Origin of the sequence: Vibrio sp. THAF64 (assembly GCF_009363455.1) — a bacterium.
Lineage (GTDB): Bacteria > Pseudomonadota > Gammaproteobacteria > Enterobacterales > Vibrionaceae > Vibrio > Vibrio coralliilyticus.
Window position 1 is genome coordinate 2,699,448 of record NZ_CP045355.1, and the last position, 21,254, is coordinate 2,720,701.

Below are 21,254 nucleotides of genomic sequence, written 5' to 3' on the forward strand. Positions count from 1 at the left end.
GTGATATACTGCGCCGCTTTGATTTTAAACCGAATAAACAAACGAGGAACTGACTTTGCAACTTGAAGAACTGAATGATTTTCTAGTAGATAAAGCCGACGACATGAAAGCACAGGACATTAAAACACTTGATGTTCAAGGCAAATCCAGCATCACAGACTACATGATTATCTGCACAGGCACTTCAAAACGCCACGTTGCCTCTATTGCTGAACACGTAGCAAAAGAATCAAAAATGGCTGGACTTGAACCACTAGGCATAGACGGTGAAAGTGAAGGTGAGTGGGTCGTCCTTGATATGGGCACGACCATTGTTCATGTTATGCAGGAAGAACAACGCGAGCTATATCAACTGGAAAAACTCTGGGGCTAAGCGATGAAACTGCAATTGATCGCCGTTGGCACTAAAATGCCTAAATGGGTTGAAGAAGGCTTTCAAGAATATAAGCGCCGGTTTCCTCACGATATGCCACTGGAACTTGTTGAAATTCCAGCCGGAAAACGGGGGAAAAACGCCGATATTGCAAGGATTCTGCAAAAAGAAGGCGAAGCCATGCTGGCTGCGGTGCCAAAAGGCAATCGAATTGTTACCCTAGATATTCCCGGCAAAAAGTGGGATACCCCTCAGCTGGCGCAGCAACTAGACAGTTGGAAGTTAGATGGCCGCGATGTCTCCATTCTTATTGGCGGCCCGGAAGGGTTAGCTCCAGCTTGTAAAGCGGCGGCCGATCAAAGCTGGTCGCTGTCTGCACTCACCTTGCCCCACCCTCTGGTTCGCATCGTGATGGCAGAAAGCCTGTATCGAGCCTGGAGTATCACTGCTAATCATCCATATCACCGAGAATAAGCGTTAATGTTAAGGAAGCGTACCCGAATCAGGGATTATCAAGAAGAAGCACGGCTGTTTAAAAGCCGGGCTATTGTCGCTTTCATTGGTATTGTCACTATGGTTGGCTTGTTAGTGGCCAACCTCTACAACATCCAGATCAATCAATACCAAGATTACAAAACTCGCTCAAACGATAACCGTATCAAAGTCGTTCCTATCGCACCAAACCGCGGGTTGATCTATGACCGCAATGGCCAATTACTTGCTGAAAATCGACCTGTCTTTAATTTGGAAATTACTCCAGAAAAAATTAAAGATATGGAAGCCACTATCGCTGGTCTTCAAGAGTTCATTGAAATAACTCCAGAGCAAGTCGAACGCTTCGAGAGGGAAAGACGCCAGACCCGACGTTTCAAATCAGTGCCAATACTGACTCAGCTCACGCAAGAACAGGTCGCCAAGTTTTCGGTCAATCAGCATAAGTTTCCCGGTGTCGCTGTCAACGCGAGCTTAAAACGTCATTACCCATACGGCGATGTTTTGACCCATGTGATTGGTTATGTGTCGCGCATCAATGACCGCGATATGCAGCGGTTGATCCGCGAGGAAAAAGACGCTAACTATCAAGCAACACGTGATATCGGTAAGCTTGGTATCGAGCGTTATTACGAAGATCTGCTTCACGGAACAGCTGGTTATCAGGAAGTCGAAGTCAATAGCCGTGGTCGTATTATCCGCACCTTGAAGTACATTCCGCCAGTTCCTGGAAAAGACATCGTTCTCAATCTCGATATAAATTTGCAGCTCTACATTCACGAATTACTCGCTGGACGCCGTGGTAGTGCCGTAGTGCTCGATCCCAAAGACAACGGTGTGTTGGCTATGGTCTCGAGCCCAAGCTATGACCCCAATGCTTTCGTACATGGCATTTCTGGCAAAGCCTACAGTGCTCTTCTCAACGATAAGAACCGTCCATTGGTTAACCGAGCCACTCTCGGCATTTATCCACCAGCATCGACAATTAAACCATTTTTAGCGGTAGCGGCTCTGGAAGAAGGCGTCATCACTCCATACACCACGCGTAATGACCCTGGTTACTGGAAGATTCCTAACTCTAAAACAAGGCCTTTCCGAGATTGGCTACGTTGGGGACACGGTAAAGTTAATATCGTCAAATCGATAGAAGAGTCCGTGGATACCTTCTTTTATCAGATAGCCTACGACATGGGCATCGACCGAATCTCTCGCTGGATGATGATGTTTGGTTTTGGTGAAAAAACCGGCATCGATATCTATGAAGAGAGCAAAGCAAACATGCCAACTCGTGAATGGAAAATGGCTCGTCACCGTGTACCTTGGTATCAGGGAGACACCATTCCTGTCGGCGTAGGCCAAGGGTATTGGACAGCAACACCTATGCAAATTGCGAAAGCGACCTCTGTGTTGGTTAACCGAGGCGAAGTGATCGCACCTCACCTATTGAGAGCAACCATCGACAATGGCCAGCAATTCGATAAGCAAGTGATGTCTGAGATCGAGACTTACCCGCCAATTACTGACGTTAAAGAAAAATTCTGGGATTTGTCGATAGAAGGGATGCGACTGGTTAACCACGGTAAAAAAGGCACAGCAAGACGCTCCTTCTACAATACGCCTTACGTCAGTGGCGGTAAATCTGGTACTGCGCAGGTATTCGGTCTAGCAGAGGATGAAGAATACAACGCAGATGAAATTGCTGAGCACTTAAGAGATCACGCTCTATTTACCGGCTTTGCTCCATTGGAAGAACCTGAAGTGGTAGTGACGGTCGTACTTGAAAATGCGGGCGGAGGCTCTTCACAAGGTGGCCCTGTGGTCAGGCAGGTCTTTGACCGCGTGTTAGTAGAAGATAAAGAGGCGAAAGAATAATGGATTTTGATCCTGCTACAGGCCAAAACCGAGCGCTGTTCGAGCGCTTCCATATCGACTTGCCTTTACTGCTAGGTATTTTGGTATTAATGGGCTTCGGTCTGGTCGTAATGTACAGCGCCAGTGGCCAAAGCTTAGCGATGATGGATCGACAAGCGATGCGTATGGGGCTATCACTCGGTGTGATGGTAATTCTCGCTCAGATACCTCCCAGAACCTATGAATCTCTAGCTCCTCTAATGTTCATTGTCGGCGTTCTGCTGCTGTTCGGGGTTCTGTTTTTTGGTGAGGCTTCAAAAGGCGCGCAGCGTTGGTTAAACCTAGGCTTTGTTCGTTTCCAGCCTTCAGAGCTACTCAAACTTGCTGTTCCATTAATGGTTGCGCGCTTCATTGGTAAGCGTTCACTACCCCCAACGTTTCAGACTCTTGTGATGTCGTTGGTGATGGTCTTTGTACCAACCATTTTGATCGCGAAACAGCCCGATTTAGGCACTTCGATTCTAATTGCCGCCTCAGGAATTTTCGTTATCTTCCTTGCCGGCATCAGCTGGAAAATCATCTTCGCAGCAGCCTGTGGCCTCGGCGCATTTTTGCCAATCTTGTGGTTCTTCTTGATGAGGGAATACCAGAAAGTCCGAGTTCGTACTCTGTTCAACCCAGAGTCTGATCCTCTTGGCGCTGGTTATCACATTATCCAGAGCAAGATTGCCATTGGTTCTGGCGGCATCGCTGGTAAAGGTTGGCTACAAGGGACTCAGTCTCAACTTGAGTTCTTACCAGAACGTCACACCGACTTTATTTTTGCGGTGATAGCCGAAGAATGGGGCCTGATTGGTATTCTGATTCTGCTTAGCTTGTACCTGTTTATCATCGGACGCGGCCTAGTGCTAGCAAGTAAAGCGCAAACAGCTTTTGGCCGTATGATGGCCGGCAGTATCGTGCTCAGTTTCTTTGTTTATGTTTTCGTAAACATTGGTATGGTGAGTGGCATCTTGCCAGTCGTAGGTGTTCCGCTGCCTCTGATTAGCTATGGCGGTACGTCCATGGTGACCTTAATGGCAGGCTTTGGCATATTAATGTCGATCCACACTCACAGAAAAGCATTTTCGAAGGCAACTTAAATGACAATAAATAAAGCTCTGCTAGGCACGCTATGCGCCGTAACCATTCTAGCAGGTTGTTCCTCTGCGCCTTCAAAGCGTTACACGATAGACGACGATATTGCACCGGATGCCCCGATCTCTGTCGATCATATCGAAGATGCAAACCCTCAGTACGAACCGTACAGTTTGGGCGGCAATAGCGACTATACGCTTCGTGGACAACGCTACCAGATCATAAGAGAGCCCAAAGGATTTACTCAGGAAGGACAGGCATCTTGGTACGGGAAGAAGTTCCACGGTCACCTAACTTCCAACGGCGAAGTGTACGATATGTATTCCATGACGGCGGCGCATAAGACCTTACCGATACCGAGTTATGTCAAAGTAACCAATCAAGATAATGGTAAAACAGCCATTGTACGCGTTAACGATCGTGGTCCCTTTCATGAAGGTCGGATTATCGACCTCAGCTTTGCAGCCGCCACCAAATTAGATGTGGTCCGTACAGGCACTGCCAATGTGTCAATAGAGGTCATCTCTGTCGACAAGCCAACGGAAGTACATAAACAAAAAGCACTACCAAAGTTCGTTGTTCAGGTTGCGTCTTCACAACATGAAGACAGAGTACGAACTTTAGCGCAAGATCTGAGTCAAACACTTTCGGTAAAGAGCTATATCAGCTCGGATAAAAACCTTCACCGCGTGTTTTTGGGCCCGTTTGATGACTATATGCTGACGCAAAAGGCCTTAGAACAAGTTAAGCTGATGGGCTATTCGAGTGCTTTTATAAAATCCCAGTAGTCCTCAATCCAGTGTGAGGTACGCCGCACACTGGTTTGAGCGATTGTTTCTGTTAATATATGGACAGTTAATAAAAACCTGTAGTCAATATGAAAAAAACAACGCTAATTAAATCCGTTTTTGCGTCTTCTATTGCGCTTTCTGCAACTTTCGCATCATCTTCGTTTGCCACCCCAATTGTTGTACCAGACGCTCCTCAAATCGCTGCGAAAGGCTACGTTTTGATGGACTATAACTCAGGTAAGATCCTCGCAGAGAAAGAGATGAACACTAAGTTGTCTCCTGCAAGTCTGACCAAAATGATGACCAGTTACGTGATCGGCCAAGAACTAGAGCGTGGTAATATTTCGCTTCAGGACGACGTAACCATCAGCAAGAATGCGTGGGCTAAAAACTTCCCAGATTCTTCAAAGATGTTTATCGAAGTCGGCACGACAGTTAAAGTCGAAGAACTTAACCGCGGCATCATTGTTCAATCGGGTAACGATGCATGTGTTGCTATGGCAGAGCATATTGCAGGGTCAGAAGATGCCTTCGTTGATCTGATGAATGCTTGGGCGGATACGTTAGGCATGAAAGACACTCACTTTGCTAACGTTCACGGCTTAGACAACCCTAACCTGTACTCGACGCCTTACGATATGGCTCTACTTGGCCAAGCGTTAATTCGTGACGTGCCAGACGAGTACCGTATTTATTCAGAGAAGAAATTCACCTACAACGGCATTACCCAATACAACCGCAACGGCTTGCTTTGGGACAAGAGCATGAACGTTGACGGTATCAAAACCGGTCACACAAGCAATGCTGGTTATAGCCTAGTGAGCTCGGCGACTGAAGGTAAAATGCGCCTTGTTGCCGTCGTCATGGGCACTAAGAACGCAAACGCACGTAAATCAGAAAGCAAAAAGCTACTGAGTTACGGCTTCCGCTTCTTTGAAACCGTTGCTCCACATAAAGCTGGTGAAACCTTCGTTGAAGAAAAAATCTGGATGGGCGACAAAGATACTGTTGCACTGGGTCTAGATCAGGATACTTACGTTACCCTTCCTCGTGGGCAGGCCAAAAACCTCCAGGCGAGCTTCGTACTTGAAAAAGAGCTGGAAGCCCCAATTAAGAAAGGTGACGTAGTTGGTAAGCTATACTATCAACTAGAAGGCGAAGATGTTGCTGAGTACCCACTTCTGGCATTAGAAGATGTCAATAAAGGTAGTCTGTTCAGCCGTCTGTGGGATTACATCGTGATGCTGTTTAAGAGCTTCCTGTAATTCAAACCACACATTCATCGAAAGCCGCATAATGCGGCTTTTTTTGTTCCTGCCAAACACAAGTCGGCAGGATCTTGAGATTTAAAATTAATGGCAGTACTATTCCGCGCTGCTAAAACGACTTTCCAACTTGGAGTTTCAACATGTTGACTATCAACTCAGATGCAAAACTGAAAGACCTGCTTGAGTTCCCTTGCTCATTTACTTACAAGGTGATGGGCTATGCGAAACCTGAACTGCCAGAGAAGGTTCTAGAGGTGATCCAACGCCACGCTCCAGGTGATTACAGCCCTAGTGTAAAACCTAGTGCGAAAGGCAACTACCACTCAGTGTCTGTGACGATCACAGCGACTTCCATTGAACAGGTAGAAACGTTATACAAAGAATTGGGCGAGATTGATATCGTGCGCATGGTTCTATAATTTTATTTGATAAAGTAAAATTATTTTGAAAGCAGCGTAAGCTGCTTTCTTTTTAGATATCAAACAGATAATAATCCTGTATTTTATCAAGGGTTAAAAATGTGTTACTGGTATATAGTTCATTGACCAGAACCAGTTTATAATCCACAAACTTTATTTACGGGCAATAGGATTAGGGATGCACAACCAGCTTGTTGTTAAACACTTAGGTAGGCAAGATTATGAGCCTATCTGGCAAGCCATGCATGACTTCACAGACACTCGTACAGAGGACACCTGTGACGAAGTTTGGCTGGTTGAACACAACCCAGTGTTTACACAGGGACAAGCAGGTAAAGAAGAACACTTGATCAATACGGGCGACATCCCAGTTGTTCAAAGCGACCGAGGCGGTCAGGTTACCTACCACGGTCCAGGTCAACTTGTGGCTTATTTCCTGATAAATTTACGTCGTAAAAAACTCGGTGTTAGAGATCTCGTCACTCATATTGAGAATCTCGTGATCAACACACTTAAAAATTACAATATTGAGTCAGCGGCACGACCGGATGCACCAGGCGTCTATGTTGATGGTAAAAAGATCTGCTCACTAGGATTGAGAATTCGTAAGGGATGCTCTTTCCACGGTTTAGCACTCAACGTAAATATGGACTTGTCACCATTTCTACGTATCAATCCATGCGGCTATGCTGGCATGGAAATGGTTCAGGTTAGCCAGCTTGGCGGCCCGGATGATCTTACCCAGGTTGAGAAGACACTAGTCGAAGAACTTGTCACTTTGCTTAACTACGAGCAAGTGGAATTCAGCAAAGAGGCCTCTCCTACGCGATGAGAAGCAAAGAGAAGTAAAGAAAGCATGAGTAAACCAATCCAAATGGAAAAAGGCGTTAAATACCGTGACGCCGACAAGATGGCACTGATTCCAGTCAAGAACATGCCAACTGAGCAAAAAGAAATTCTGCGCAAACCAGACTGGATGAAGATCAAGCTGCCTGCTGACAGCCAACGTATTCAAGATATCAAATCGGCAATGCGTAAAAACAACCTTCACTCGGTATGTGAAGAAGCCTCTTGTCCAAACTTGGCTGAGTGTTTTAACCACGGCACGGCGACCTTTATGATTCTTGGCGCAATCTGTACTCGCCGCTGTCCATTCTGTGATGTCGCACATGGCCGCCCGGTTGCTCCAGAAGAGAATGAACCACAAAAGCTGGCTCAGACTATCTCCGACATGAAGCTAAAATACGTGGTTATCACTTCCGTAGACCGCGACGACCTTCGTGACGGTGGTGCCAAGCACTTCGCCGATTGTAACCGTGAGATTCGTGCCAAAAATCCAAACATCCGCATCGAGACTCTGGTTCCAGATTTCCGCGGCCGTATGGATGTAGCACTTGAATTAATGAAAGACAATCCACCAGATGTCTTCAACCATAATTTGGAAACGGCCCCTCGTCTGTATCGCAAAGCTCGTCCTGGTGCAAACTACAAATGGTCGCTGCAACTGCTTAAGAAATTCAAAGAGCAGCATCCAGATGTACCGACTAAATCAGGCTTGATGATGGGCCTAGGTGAAACCAAAGAAGAGATCGTCGAAGTCTTGAAAGACCTGCGTGCGCACGGTGTGACGATGCTGACTCTAGGCCAGTATTTGGCACCAAGTCGCCACCATCTTCCAGTGGAGCGTTACGTACCACCTTCAGAATTTGATGAGCTCAAAGAGATTGCTTTGGAGCTCGGCTTTACCCATGCTGCGTGTGGACCATTTGTCCGTTCTTCTTACCACGCTGATCTTCAGGCACAAGGTGTGGAAGTAAGCTAAGTGTTCTTTTAGTTAATAGAAAGGGCTGACTGCATAAGTCAGCCCTTTTTAATTTCGTTTCTTGAATGAGACACAACTCTTCTATAGGCTTACCCCTAACAACACTAAAAAGTACATCTTCCAAGGAATTATTATGAAAAAATTAGGTTTTGTTGCTGTCGCTCTTGCCGCACTGACAGCAGGTTGCGCTTCTAATACACAGCAAGACAATTTCCGTGAAGCTTCTTTTGAGCTGTGTAATACAGAGGTTGAGCTTTACTCTGTAAGCGATGATGGTCGCGTACGTATCGTTTGTGCTGACGGTTCTAAATTTGCTCTAACTAGTGAAGCTACTCTAGAAACCATGCGTGACATCAACATCGATTACTGTGATGGTGAAGGCCTAGGTAAGTTCAGCGAAAGCCGCAAGTACTACTCTTTCAAATGTAAGTCAGGCACTCTGCTGAGCATTTCAAAATAAGCTCAAGCTAGAATCAAAAAAAGGTTGATATGATATCAACCTTTTTTATTGCATCTCATCCGTGGATTAAGCTACTTAAACGTCCTTACCGACAACACCTTACCGTTGCTGCCCCCCATGCTGGTCACTTCAACTTCTAGCGAGTTCATCGAGATAATGCCATCCGTTGAACAGATCACGAAGACATAGGCGCACGAAAATTTGTCTTCAAAAGGCATAGGAATACGGTTCCAGTAGAACTCGCTTGCTTTCGCATCAGTCCGAAATTTGCGGTAATCGGCTGGAGCCGTAGAACCACTCTGCTTAGCAATATGCGCAGCAAAGACACGATTCTGGTCCTTATCCACACCAATAGCCATTTCACAGCCGCTGAAAGGGCCAGATGCCAACCAACCAACACCGCTGCCCGTGTAACGCCCTACTACCGCTTTCGTTTCAGCATAAGGCACCCATACGCCGGCATCGACTGATGAATCATCACGAGTCAAAACAACTTTACCATCGCGCTCCAGCAAAGTGACGCCATATTGCTTCTCCAAATAGCCATTTTCGCTGTTCTCTGGCCGGCATGATAGGCGTATATCCATTTCAATGTTTTTGCCTACTAAAGCGGTCAGGTTTTCTTTCGTTGGACGCATTCAACTCTCCCTTATGAATTACCAATTAAGACTAAGTATATAGATTTAAACTCAATGCCAATCAATTATAGATATGAAACATTGTGATTATGTTTTAGTTTTTAATCGTTAATGAATGAGCAATATGTATGATAGGGGAAGTTAGAGGAATACTGGTTTATCCAGTTGATCTTTATGAAGTAAACTCGCAAAAAATAAAAAGCCTCCCGAAGGAGGCTATTGCAGCATACAGTTAGTGGAACCAAAAACTGGAAGTTTTATGGTTCTATGCTGAGTGCTATTTAAGCGTAAACAGGTAGACGCTTACAGATCTCTAGAACCTTGGCTTTAGTTGCCGAGATAACATCATCATTTCCGATGTTATCTAGAACGTCACACATCCAGTTCGCTAGCTCTTTGGCATCTTCTTCAGTGAAACCACGACGAGTGATTGCTGGAGAACCTACACGGATGCCAGAAGTCACAAACGGGCTACGTGGATCGTTTGGTACTGAGTTCTTGTTTACCGTGATGTTTGCAGCGCCAAGTGCTGCATCTGCATCTTTACCTGTGATGTCTTTGTCGATGAGGTCAACTAGGAACAGGTGGTTCTCTGTACCGTTAGAAACGATCTTGTAACCACGCTCTTGGAACTGGGCAACCATCGCTTTAGCGTTCTTCACTACGCGCGCTTGGTATGCTTTGAATTCCGGCTCCATTGCTTCTTTGAACGCTACCGCTTTACCTGCGATAACATGCATCAGAGGACCACCCTGACCACCAGGGAATACCGCTGAGTTCAACTTCTTGTACATATCTTCGCCAGCGTTAGACAGGATTAGACCACCACGTGGACCTGCTAATGTCTTGTGCGTAGTCGTCGTCACTACGTGAGCGTGAGGGACTGGCGTTGGGTATTCGCCTGCTGCGATTAGACCCGCAACGTGCGCCATGTCTACGAACAGGTACGCGCCGGCTTTGTCTGCGATTTCACGCATGCGAGCCCAGTCAACGATTTGAGAGTAAGCCGAGAAGCCGCCGATAATCATCTTAGGCTTGTGCTCTAGAGCAAGTTGCTCCATTTCGTCGTAGTTGATTTGACCCGCTTCGTCGATACCGTAAGGAATCACGTTGTAGTGTTTACCAGAGAAGTTTACTGGTGAGCCATGAGTCAAGTGACCACCATGCGCTAGGCTCATGCCTAGAACAGTATCACCTGGATTTAGCAATGCCATGTACACAGCGCTGTTTGCTTGTGAGCCCGAGTGAGGTTGAACGTTAGCGTACTCACAGCCGAATAGCTGACATGCACGATCAATTGCCAAAGCTTCCGCTTTATCAACGTATTCACAACCGCCATAGTAACGCTTGCCAGGGTAGCCTTCAGCGTATTTGTTTGTTAGCTGAGAACCTTGAGCTTCCATTACACGTGGGCTCGTGTAGTTTTCAGAAGCGATTAGTTCAATGTGTTCTTCCTGGCGAAGAGTTTCTTCTTGGATTGCTGCGAACAGTTCCGCATCGTAATCTGCGATGTTCATATCACGCTTTAGCATCTGTATCTCCTGACTCAGATTTAAACTGAAATTTGCAAAAAACCTACCAATGACCCTATTAATCTACGTAAATTGATTCACGCAAACGTTTGCATCACGTTAATAGCGCGCATTCTACATAATTTGATCTTGGCCATAAAGAGAAAGTTTTACTTTTTCTCATGCAGATTCTTCATGTGGTTCTACAAGGATTGTCATATTGTCACCTTTCTAAATCGTATAAATATGAAAAGTGTCAATTTTTCCCTTTACACCCCGTAAAACGATAATTACATAGGTTTACCTTAAATTTGCTTCTCAAGCTACCGAAAACCTCATTTTTTAAATAGTATGCGCGCCATTATCTACTGTAAAAGTTTCAAATTGATGGAAAAACACTCACGCAAAGAAGATTGGATTGCTATTTTAACTGGAACATTTCTGGTCGCTCAGGGCGTTTTCTTCCTCCAATCTGCAAATCTGTTAACCGGAGGCACCACAGGTTTGGCCCTGCTTATGAGCCAGTTTGTGTCACTTTCCTTCGGTACGCTTTACTTTTTGGCCAACAGTCCTTTTTATTTACTCGCGTGGAAGCGTTTTGGCTCAAGATTTGCCTTCAACAGTGCTATTTCTGGTGCCTTGGTTTCTGTGTTTGCAGACCACCTATCTCTGGTCGTCAGCCTTGAAACGGTCAACGTTGTGTATTGCGCGGTTGCCGGTGGGTTACTGATGGGTTTGGGTATGCTTATACTGTTCCGTCATCGCTCAAGTCTCGGCGGTTTCAACGTACTTTGCCTGTTTATTCAGGATAAGTTCGGCATTTCAGTGGGCAAATCTCAGCTAGCCATCGATTGTTGCATCTTGTTCGCTTCATTCTTTTTTGTCTCTCCTGAAGTCATCGGGTTATCCATTCTGGGCGCTATCCTGCTCAATGTTGTGTTAGCTATGAATCACAAACCAACCCGTTATTCCGTCAATTACGGTTGAGAACCACTAGATAAAAAAAGCCCGCGAATTGCGGGCTTTTTTGCGTTATTAGTTGCTGCGATTAGTGTGAGGTTCTGGCCTTCACATCGTGACTTAGCTCTTTGTTCAGTTCAGCTTCCACATGTCCCGGTGATTGCGTACTTGCTGAAATCAATCGGTACATCGCAGGAATAACAAACAAAGTCACCAGCGTTGCGAAGCCCATACCGAAGAAGATCACCGTACCTACCGCCACTCGGCTTTCATAACCTGCCCCTGTCGATAAGAGCAACGGAATTGCACCAGCAAGCGTAGTAAATGCCGTCATCATGATTGGGCGCAGACGACGTGCCGCAGCATCGACTATTGCTTTCTCAAATTCGAAGCCGCGATCACGAAGCTGGTTCGCAAACTCAACGATCAGGATACCGTTCTTGGTCACCATACCAATCAACATGATCATGCCAATCTGGCTGTAGATATTCAGCCCCTGACTCATAAAGAACAAGCCCAAGAAGCCGCCAAATACCCCCATAGGGACAGTGAACATCACCACCAGTGGGTTAATGAAACTTTCAAACTGCGCTGCCAAGACTAGGTACGCGACCAGCAGTGCTAAGCCAAACACCACCAGAATACTGGATTGGTTCTCTTTATAATCTTTCGATTCACCAGAGTAGCTGACTGAGATATCGCCCGGCAGAATTTCCACCGCTTGTTGATCTAGGAAGTCCAGTGCCTGACCTAAGGTATACCCGTCAGACAAGTTAGCCGTTACGGTAATCGATTTCTGTTTGTTGTAGTGTGACAAACGAATCGACGAAGCCACTTCTTCAATCTTGGTGACCGCATCCAGTGTCACCAACTCGCCAGAGCTGGTTCGCAGATAAATCTGGCTTAGATCCGTCGCGTTATTGAAGCTGTTCTCATCACCGCGTAAATAAACATCATATTCTTCACCACGCTCGACAAAAGTCGTTTCACTCTTACCGCCAAGCATAATTTCTAAGGTCTCAGAAATCTCTGATACGCTGATACCCAACTCTGCCGCACGTTGTTTATCAACCGTCACCACCAGCTCAGGGGTTCGCTCAGAATAGTTAATGTCCGCCCCTTCCATGATCGGAGACTCTTCCGCTAACTGCTCAAGCTTTTCGGCCCACTGTTTCAGCTCAGGGTAATCAGAACCACCTAACACGAACTGGACGGGCTCACTAGAACCACCTCTGAAGCCTGGCATAAATGGGAAGACACGAACATCAGGAATACCAACCAGCGCCTTTCTTACCTCTCCTAGCGCCTGCTGAGCCGTTACATCACGATCATTCCAGTCATCCAGAATCATGATGACAAAACCCGTCTGGTCACCGGCGTTACCGCCAAAGGCTGGCGATTGAATACTGAAGGACTTAAGGAAACCTTCGCCCAGTAGCGGCAACAAGCGCTCCTCGACGATATCCATGTTCGCAGCCATGCGGTTGTAACTGGTAGCATCAGCGCCACGAACAAAGGCAAAGATCACCCCGCGGTCTTCAGATGGCGTGAGCTGAGAAGGCACTTGCTTCATCAAGCCCCAACTTCCGCCGATACAGGTCAAAATGATCAGAGGCGCTGCCCATTTCCATTTCAAGGCTCCACGCAATACTTTACGGTAACCGCTTTCCAAACGACCAAACATGCGATCGATGAAACGGTTAAAGCGGTTTGGTTTCACGTTAGCCTTTAATAGTTGGCTGCCCAGTACTGGAGTCAGTGTCAATGCAATCAGTGATGAGAAAATCACCGACATCGCCAACAGTACCGAAAACTCGGTAAACAGCAGGCCGACCATACCATCCATAAACGAGATGGGCAGGAAAACCATGACCAGTACCAGAGTTGTCGCCACAACGGCAAAGCCAACTTCACGTGTCCCTTTGTATGCCGCTAATAGTGGTTTTTCACCCCGCTCGATATGGTGGAAGATGTTCTCCACCACCACGATGGCGTCATCGACCACCAATCCAATCGACAATATCAGCGCCATCAGCGTGATAAGGTTGATGGAAAAACCGAAGTAGTAAGCGGCCATGAAGGATGAAATCAAAGAAACAGGCACCGTTACTGCTGGGATCAGCGTGGCTCGTGCCTGACCAATGAATATGTACAGCACGAGAATGACCAGACCACCGGTAATAAACAGAGTGCTATACACTTCTGCTATCGAACGCTCAATAAAAACGGTTGAATCATAGTCGATGGCAAGACGAGTTCCCGATGGAAGGAATTGCTGGATTTTCTCCACTTCATCATGCACTAAGTCTGCCACTTCAAGCGGGTTAGCGTCCGATTGAGGCACAATACCCATGCTGACATTTACAACACCATCACTCTTAAAGGTCGAATTTTCGTTCTCCGCGCCAATATAGACATCAGCCACATCTTTCAGATAGATGGGGGTATTGTCACTGGCACGCTTAACCACCAAATATTCAAAATCTTCAGCCACGTTGTAGCTGCGAGCAGTACGAACCGACATTACGATCTGATCGTTACGTACCTCGCCGCCCGGGCTTTCAATATTTTCATTATTCAGTGCCGCAGTAATGTCAGAAGTCGTAACTCCACGCCCCGCCATCTGGGCTGGTTTCAGCTTAACGTACATGACTTTGTACAAGCCGCCAGACACGTCCACCGAGCTTACACCCGAGATCAAACTGAATCTGTCGAGCAGAACTCGGTCGACATAGTCCGTCAACTGGGTCCGATCCATTTCTGAAGAACTCAGATTGATGTAGAGAGACGCTTCACCGGAGCCATTATTCTTATAAACAATGGGATCATCCGCCTCATCAGGCAAGGAACGCTGCGCACGTGCAACCGCATCCCGAACGTCACTGACACCAGTATTGAGATCATAACCAAGTTCAAAAGTAATCGTGATTCGTGAGCTGCCATTACGCGTGGTCGATTCAATTTCATCAATACCGCTGATACCAGAAAGCTGGTCTTCCAGTGCAGTCGTAATTTGGCTTTCAATAATGGTCGCTGAAGCGCCTTCATAACGGGTACTGATTGAGACAACCGGACTTTCAATATCCGGCATTTCGCGTACCGCCAGTTTACTGAAAGAGACAATACCAAATACACACAGCAGCAAGCTGAGAACGACCGCCGCAACGGGTCGTTTTACTGAAGCATCAGATAACCACATTAGCTGTTACCTTCTTGCTCATTATTCAGTGGTTTGCCATCTTCACCCAGTTCACTCACGGCAACGCCATCGCGCATGTTCACAATGCCTTGAACAACGATTTTCTGGCCAATATCCAGGCCTTTTTCAATCACGACCTGGTTGCCGATACGAGCGCCTAAGAAGACTTCAGTGCGAACCGCTTTGTTGTCGTCACCAACCACGTAGACGTAACGTTTGGTGCCAGAATATTCGAGTGCCTGAACAGGAATAATCGGCGCTTCCATTGGAGGAAAATCCATATCCGCAGCCACTAACATGCCCGGTTTGAGGCTTTGTTTCGGATTGTCAAAGTGGATACGAACCCTTAAGTTAAGGGTTTCTTCATTGATTCGTGAATCGATACCCACGACTTCGCCACTGAACACAGCATCATTCCATGCTGCCGTCTTTGATGTTACTTTCATGCCTTTAGAGATCTGAGATAGATAGCGCTCCGGCACTTGTAAATCTAACTGCATTACTGAAAGATCATCCAGTGCCACTAATTCATCACCCGCACTGACCATTTTGCCTAAGCTGAAATCCACAAAGCCAACCGTGCCGGAAAACGGTGCAGTAATATGTAGGTCACTCAAGTTAGCATTCGCGGCATCAAGACGTGCTTTAGCGATTTCTACGCTGGTTTTCTGCGCGTCTATTTCTGTCTGAGTAATCGCATTGCGCGTCACCAAACGTTCAAATTCTCTCAATTTGCGTTCTTCATCTTTCAGGTACGCTTGAGCCTCCGCCACGCTGGCTCTGGCCTTATCATCGTTAAGCTGAATCAGCATCTGGCCTTGTTTGACCTCCTGATTCGCCTTAACAGCAATGACATCCACCTTTCCAGTCACTTCCGAAGAGACCACAACAGATTGCTCGGCTTCCAGCTTTCCAACTAAAGACAGTGACTGAGAAACCTGATGAACCTGGACCTGTTCAGTCACCACAGTAACTGTCTGTGGACCTTGTCGTTTAGCCTGCACACCAGGTGCTGCGGCCAGAATAGACAACGACAAAATGCTCAGAATAATTTTATTTTTCATGTTTAAATTCTGCCTCAAAAAACTCCGTACATTGTACTCGTTAAACCGCGCTGGAAACGTCAAGTAATGTAAAGAGAGAGCAATAAACTGTAAGTTTAGACGTTGATTACGTGAGCTTTTAGGTTAATTACTGGCATCTTTGCCCAAAAAGCCAGCATTCAATTCAAAATCATAAGAAAAGGCTTTACAGGTTTAGCGAGTTTGCTATGATGCGCTCCGCACTTGAGTGATGTGTTGGGAAATCATTTCTTAAGTATAAAAACACCCTGGAGGGGTTCCCGAGTGGCCAAAGGGATCAGACTGTAAATCTGCTGGCACTGCCTTCGATGGTTCGAATCCGTCCCCCTCCACCATATTGAATGCTTGATTGATGCGTTGGGAAAACGTCAGTTAAGGATAAAAAGCCCTGGAGGGGTTCCCGAGTGGCCAAAGGGATCAGACTGTAAATCTGCTGGCACTGCCTTCGATGGTTCGAATCCGTCCCCCTCCACCATATTGAAAGCTTGATTGTTGTATTGGGAAAACATCAATTAAGGATAAAAATACCCTGGAGGGGTTCCCGAGTGGCCAAAGGGATCAGACTGTAAATCTGCTGGCACTGCCTTCGATGGTTCGAATCCGTCCCCCTCCACCATATTGAACGCTTGATTGTTGTGTTGGGAAAACATCAGTTAAGGATAAAAATACCCTGGAGGGGTTCCCGAGTGGCCAAAGGGATCAGACTGTAAATCTGCTGGCACTGCCTTCGATGGTTCGAATCCGTCCCCCTCCACCATATCAGCAAAAAGCCAGCTCATTGAGCTGGCTTTTTTCGTTTCTACTTTCCAGTTACGCATAAAAAATGCCCCGCACAAGCGAGGCAATGAAGAAAACACTATAGGGGGTGTGTTTACTCTTCAATTAAAATAATGCGTGTCTCGTAAGGACGTAGAGTTTGAGTTTGAGCAACGGATTCAGGCAAAGCGTAGTTGCCTAATACATATTTAGCACAGTCCACCTTGAAGGACTCTGGTAGTGCACATTGTGCTTCCACGCCATAATAGTTGTTGAGACAAATCAGCGTCTGTTTGGCGCTCTTACGTTGATAGCCAAAGATCTGGTCGTGATTCGGATACAGATCTTGATAGTCCCCTGTCGTGATAACTTCAATTTCTTTGCGCAATTGAATTAACTTCTGATAGAAGTAAAAAACCGAATCACTGTCATCAACGGCTTTAGCTGCGTTCACTTGAGGATAATTTTCTGCCACCGCCAACCAAGGTTGAGCCTGAGAGAAACCAGCATACTGCTCGTCATTCCATTGCATTGGTGTACGTGAGTTATCACGGGACTTCTGAGCCAGAATATCTATCATCTCTTCGTTACTGACACCTTGCTGGTTGACCATGATGTCATACATATTGGTGCTTTCCACATCACGGTATTGCTCTATCGAGCTATAGCCGGGATTGGTCATCCCAATCTCTTCCCCTTGATAAATGTATGGTGTACCTTGCATCATATGGACAGAGGCTCCCAACATTTTAGCGGATTCCACTCGATAGTTTTTGTCATCACCTAAACGGCTAACGACACGTGGCTGATCATGATTACACCAGAACAGTGCTCCCCAACCTTTGCCGTTCAATCCAGTTTGCCAATGGTTAAAGATCTGCTTTAGTTGTGAGAAATCAAAAGGCGCTTTGGTCCATTTCTCGCCATTTGGGTAATCCACTTTGAGATGGTGGAAGTTAAACACCATCGACAGTTCTTTGTTATCCAGAGAGGAATACTGCTGGCAGTGTTCCAATGTGGTAGATGACATTTCGCCAACCGTAACGCTGCCATATTTTTGGAACACAGCTTCGCTGATTTCCTGCAAGTATTCATGTACACGAGGGCCATCTGTGTAAAAGCGGCGACCGTCACCAATATCATCATTCGGGAAATCTTGCTGCTTAGAAATTAGGTTAATCACATCAAGACGGAAGCCATCCACTCCTTTCTCAGCCCAGAAGCTGATGACCTTTTTCACTTCCTCACGAACTGTCGGGTTCTCCCAATTAAGATCCGCTTGCTCTTTGGCAAAGAGGTGCAGAAAATACTGGCCTGTTTGCTCATCCATTTCCCAAGCGCTTCCGCCAAACTTGGACTGCCAGTTGTTTGGAACGTCACCTGCAACCGGATCTTTCCAAATGTAGTAATCACGGTATGGGCTACTCTTATCCCCCAGCGCAGATTGGAACCAAGCGTGCTCGGTAGAAGTGTGGTTAACGACAATGTCCATGATGATACGAATACCACGCTGGTGTGCTTCATCAAGCAGACATTCAAAATCGTCCATACTGCCAAACTGAGGGTTAATAGCGTAGTAGTCTGAGATGTCATAACCATTATCAATCATCGGAGACTGATAGACTGGTGTTAGCCAAATGGCATCAATACCGAGCAATTTTAAGTAATCGAGCTTAGAAATGATGCCCTTAATATCCCCTGTTCCTTTACTACCGCTATCACAGAAGCTCTTCGGGTAAATCTGATATATCGAAGCCGTTTTCCACCAGTTCGCATCATTTGTGATTGTTGTCATTGCTAAACTCACTTACCAAAAAATAAAAATCGAAAAAATAGCAGAAGCGATCGCCGAATTGCGATCGCTCCTTTTTGTTTGCGCTTAAGCGTTTGCAGGCTCTAGCTCACCTTTCATTTGTGCACGCTTGTAGAAGAACAGGGTCAATACTGCTGGCAGTGCAATCGCCACCAGCATTGCAATCGCGTAGATGCCCCAGAATTGTGGTTGGATAGACAAAATGCCCGGCAGGCCGCCCACCCCGATACCATTAGCCATAACACCGGCACTACCACAGATCGCTGCTGCAATAGCACTACCGATCATCGCACTCAGCATTGGGAATTTGTATTTAAGGTTAATACCGTACATCGCTGGCTCGGTGACACCTAGATAAGCAGAGATAGCCGCAGGTACTGAGATATCACGCTCACCGTGTTTCTTACTGATGATGATGATACCGACAACCGCTGATGCCTGAGCAATGTTAGACAGCGCAATCAGAGGCCAGATTGGAGTACCACCTAGGTCTTGCATCAACTGCAGATCAACAGCGTTGGTTGTATGGTGAATACCGGTAATCACTAAAGGTGCATACAGGAAGCCAAACACCATTGAGCCAATCACAGCGAAATCACCCGTCATTGCTGCTTTCGCGGCAAACGCCACACCATCACCCAATACGCGACCGAACGGGCCAATCAGAGAATGCGCCAATACAACAGAGACAATGATAGAAACAAAAGGAACAACAACCAGATATAGGTAAGAAGGAACAATACGCTTAAGGTTCGTTTCGATGAACGCCAACGCGATACCCGCTAACATGGCTGGAATAACCTGAGCCTGATAGCCCACCTTCTCGATAGCAAATAAGCCAAAGTCCCACACTTCTGGCACTTGCTTACCAATCAGGTACGCATTCATCAGCTGAGGAGAGACCAAAGTGACACCAAGCGTAATGCCGAGAATCGGTGTACCACCGAGTTTCTTCACTGTTGACCAACACACGCCAACAGGCAGGAAGAAGAAAATAGCTTCACCAATTAACCATAGGAAGCTGTGAACAGTCGCCCAGAATTGGCTGATTTCCGTCAATGATTGACCATCAAACATCTTGATGTCGCCAATCACGTTGCGGAAGCCCAAGATCAAACCACCTGTAATGATTGCTGGCAACAGTGGTACAAAGATTTCAGCAAGATGGGAGATACCACGTTCCAAAATGTTCATATTCTGACGTGCAGCCTGTTTGGATTCATCTTTCGACGCTTCAGACTTACCCGACAGTTCAATCAGAACTTTATACACTTCATCAACTTCAGTACCGACAACAACTTGAAACTGACCCGCATTAGTGAAACAGCCTTTCACCAGCGACAATGCTTCCAGTGCTTTAGTATCGGCTTTACTCGTGTCATTTAACACAAAGCGAAGGCGCGTCAGACAGTGGCTTACACTGGCGATGTTATCGCGACCGCCAACCAGTTCTATCAGACGCTCAACCTCTTGTTTCGCAATCTTACTCATATCCTTGTCCACCCTAAATTGGTTTCTCGTTCAGATCAGAACTCTCTGATCAAAAGGTTAGTTATAATTAATTTGGGAACATTCCCATTTGTATTTATTATATTGTCAAATCTATCGAAACAGATAAATGGGAACAATCCCATTAATTGAATGAGATCACAGTATAATTTTAAACCATAGAGAAAAGAGAGGCTTAACTCAGGATTGGTTCCTGAGTGAGGTGCACCAGTTCAGACTCTCCATTAAGCTGAGAAATCAATAACTTGGCAGCTCTTTCTCCAGCCTGAGCATAACCCGGGTCAATACTGAATACTCTCGGAAATAGAAAAGACAGCAGCTCATTACCACCGACACCAGTCACCATCACGTCTTCCCTATCCAACTCCTGAAGACGCTTAATTACACCAAGTGCCAAAGTATCACTGGCGCACACAATTGCCTGTGTGGTTGGATTCAACACTTTATCCACCAGCTGATAAGCACTTTCGTGATGAAGATGACCTGTTTGGTAGTTAGGGGATAATCGCCGCTCTGAACACCAATCTAAGTATGCATTGAGACGAATCTGCCCAGTAGTTCGGTCTGAAGGATCAACACCAATAAAAGCAATCTCACTCACCGATTGGCGCTGAAGGTGTTCCAGCGCACAGCGAATGACGCCTGTATTGTCGTAGTTTATTGATGAGGTTGCGTCGGTATCCATGGCAATCACCAGTGAACGATGTTGCCAACTAGAGAGACGTTCAATGTCAAAATCACTAAAGCCAAACACAATCACGCCGTCAACATTACGCCTACGCAGGACGTCGAGATGTTCATTGGTCATCTTGCGGTCGAATTGGCTTTCCATGATCACCGCGTCATAGCCGTTACTGTAGAGAACTTGCAGCATGCTGCTGACGGCTTTGTTTTCCGATGGCGAATCAAGACGCGAAATGATAACCCCAACCACTTTCTGACTACCGCCACGCATCGCTTGCGCCGACTTAGAAGGCACATAGCCAGACTCTTCAATCACACGCTCAACTTTGGCACGAGTTTCCGGTTTGACTTTAGGATCATTAGTTAACACACGGGAAACCGTAGATTTACCAACGCCAGAAAGTTTCGCAATATCAAGGATTGTCAGTTTTTTATTCATAATGCTGTGGATTCGCTCAATTGACAAAGCAGAGTGTACAGAAGATTAAC

The 21,254-nt window shown here is 46.2% G+C and carries 18 protein-coding genes and 4 tRNA genes; 15 read left to right on the forward strand and 7 right to left on the reverse strand.

Translation table 11 applies throughout. From position 1 onward, the window contains the following. The first annotated feature begins 55 nt into the window (after positions 1-55). From rsfS to FIU99_RS12620, 10 genes are all read left to right on the forward strand, one after another. Positions 56-373: a ribosome silencing factor gene (rsfS, locus tag FIU99_RS12575; RefSeq protein ID WP_006957358.1), complete on the forward strand. Its 318-nt coding sequence runs from the start codon at positions 56-58 to the stop codon at positions 371-373. A 3-nt stretch (positions 374-376) separates the two neighbouring features. After that, complete coding sequence (gene rlmH / locus FIU99_RS12580) at positions 377-847, forward strand: 23S rRNA (pseudouridine(1915)-N(3))-methyltransferase RlmH (RefSeq protein WP_006957357.1); 471 nt, start codon at positions 377-379, stop codon at positions 845-847. 6 nt (positions 848-853) lie between these two features. Then, entirely contained in the window at positions 854-2,737 is a 1,884-nt protein-coding gene (mrdA, locus tag FIU99_RS12585) for a penicillin-binding protein 2 (protein ID WP_006957356.1), read from the forward strand. Next, positions 2,737-3,858 carry a rod shape-determining protein RodA gene (gene rodA, locus FIU99_RS12590; RefSeq protein ID WP_006957355.1) on the forward strand — a complete coding sequence of 374 codons (1,122 nt, stop codon included), beginning with the start codon at positions 2,737-2,739 and terminating at the stop codon, positions 3,856-3,858. The genes mrdA and rodA overlap by 1 nt, the downstream gene beginning before the upstream one ends. Beyond that, on the forward strand, positions 3,859-4,641 hold the full coding sequence (locus FIU99_RS12595; protein ID WP_006957354.1) for a septal ring lytic transglycosylase RlpA family protein: 783 nt from the start codon (positions 3,859-3,861) through the stop codon (positions 4,639-4,641). An 89-nt stretch (positions 4,642-4,730) separates the two neighbouring features. Next, positions 4,731-5,909, forward strand: coding sequence for a serine hydrolase (locus FIU99_RS12600; protein WP_006957353.1), 1,179 nt, complete (start codon positions 4,731-4,733; stop codon positions 5,907-5,909). A gap of 143 nt (positions 5,910-6,052) precedes the next feature. Then, the gene (gene ybeD / locus FIU99_RS12605) at positions 6,053-6,331 is read left to right on the forward strand and encodes a DUF493 family protein YbeD (RefSeq protein ID WP_006957352.1); all 279 of its coding nucleotides are present in this window, start codon (positions 6,053-6,055) and stop codon (positions 6,329-6,331) included. 178 nt (positions 6,332-6,509) lie between these two features. Continuing rightward, positions 6,510-7,163 carry a lipoyl(octanoyl) transferase LipB gene (gene lipB, locus FIU99_RS12610; RefSeq protein ID WP_006957351.1) on the forward strand — a complete coding sequence of 218 codons (654 nt, stop codon included), beginning with the start codon at positions 6,510-6,512 and terminating at the stop codon, positions 7,161-7,163. Positions 7,164-7,187: 24 nt separating this feature from the next. After that, complete coding sequence (gene lipA / locus FIU99_RS12615) at positions 7,188-8,153, forward strand: lipoyl synthase (RefSeq protein WP_006957350.1); 966 nt, start codon at positions 7,188-7,190, stop codon at positions 8,151-8,153. A 133-nt stretch (positions 8,154-8,286) separates the two neighbouring features. Beyond that, positions 8,287-8,613, forward strand: coding sequence for a hypothetical protein (locus tag FIU99_RS12620; RefSeq protein WP_019277808.1), 327 nt, complete (start codon positions 8,287-8,289; stop codon positions 8,611-8,613). Between the two features lie 71 nt (positions 8,614-8,684). Here the strand turns inward: FIU99_RS12620 and FIU99_RS12625 are convergent, their stop codons facing one another. Beyond that, the gene (locus tag FIU99_RS12625; protein WP_006957348.1) at positions 8,685-9,251 is read right to left on the reverse strand and encodes a hypothetical protein; all 567 of its coding nucleotides are present in this window, start codon (positions 9,249-9,251) and stop codon (positions 8,685-8,687) included. 281 nt (positions 9,252-9,532) lie between these two features. Continuing rightward, complete coding sequence (gene glyA, locus FIU99_RS12630; protein WP_006957347.1) at positions 9,533-10,783, reverse strand: serine hydroxymethyltransferase; 1,251 nt, start codon at positions 10,781-10,783, stop codon at positions 9,533-9,535. Positions 10,784-11,149: 366 nt separating this feature from the next. Here glyA and FIU99_RS12635 point away from each other — a divergent pair, with 366 nt between their 5' ends. Continuing rightward, complete coding sequence (locus FIU99_RS12635) at positions 11,150-11,749, forward strand: YitT family protein (protein ID WP_006957346.1); 600 nt, start codon at positions 11,150-11,152, stop codon at positions 11,747-11,749. 61 nt (positions 11,750-11,810) lie between these two features. Here the strand turns inward: FIU99_RS12635 and vexH are convergent, their stop codons facing one another. Both vexH and FIU99_RS12645 read right to left on the reverse strand, forming a co-directional pair. Beyond that, the gene (gene vexH, locus FIU99_RS12640; protein ID WP_006957345.1) at positions 11,811-14,921 is read right to left on the reverse strand and encodes a vibriobactin export RND transporter permease subunit VexH; all 3,111 of its coding nucleotides are present in this window, start codon (positions 14,919-14,921) and stop codon (positions 11,811-11,813) included. After that, complete coding sequence (locus FIU99_RS12645) at positions 14,921-15,985, reverse strand: efflux RND transporter periplasmic adaptor subunit (protein WP_006957343.1); 1,065 nt, start codon at positions 15,983-15,985, stop codon at positions 14,921-14,923. The genes vexH and FIU99_RS12645 overlap by 1 nt, the downstream gene beginning before the upstream one ends. 268 nt (positions 15,986-16,253) lie before the next feature. Here FIU99_RS12645 and FIU99_RS12650 point away from each other — a divergent pair. From FIU99_RS12650 to FIU99_RS12665, 4 genes are all read left to right on the forward strand, one after another. Further along, positions 16,254-16,338: transfer RNA gene (locus FIU99_RS12650), tRNA-Tyr, on the forward strand. A gap of 55 nt (positions 16,339-16,393) precedes the next feature. Continuing rightward, positions 16,394-16,478, forward strand: a tRNA-Tyr gene (locus FIU99_RS12655). Positions 16,479-16,534: 56 nt separating this feature from the next. Further along, positions 16,535-16,619: transfer RNA gene (locus FIU99_RS12660), tRNA-Tyr, on the forward strand. 56 nt (positions 16,620-16,675) lie between these two features. Continuing rightward, positions 16,676-16,760, forward strand: a tRNA-Tyr gene (locus FIU99_RS12665). A 114-nt stretch (positions 16,761-16,874) separates the two neighbouring features. On the opposite strand, the gene treC is transcribed toward FIU99_RS12665, so the two are convergent. The 3 genes from treC to treR form a co-directional block, all read right to left on the reverse strand. Then, a complete protein-coding gene (treC, locus tag FIU99_RS12670) occupies positions 16,875-18,554 on the reverse strand; it encodes an alpha,alpha-phosphotrehalase (protein ID WP_006957850.1) in 1,680 nt (559 codons plus the stop codon). 84 nt (positions 18,555-18,638) lie between these two features. Next, positions 18,639-20,063 carry a PTS trehalose transporter subunit IIBC gene (treB, locus tag FIU99_RS12675; protein WP_039951246.1) on the reverse strand — a complete coding sequence of 475 codons (1,425 nt, stop codon included), beginning with the start codon at positions 20,061-20,063 and terminating at the stop codon, positions 18,639-18,641. 193 nt (positions 20,064-20,256) lie between these two features. Continuing rightward, a complete protein-coding gene (gene treR / locus FIU99_RS12680; RefSeq protein WP_006957854.1) occupies positions 20,257-21,204 on the reverse strand; it encodes a trehalose operon repressor TreR in 948 nt (315 codons plus the stop codon). Positions 21,205-21,254 lie beyond the last annotated feature (50 nt).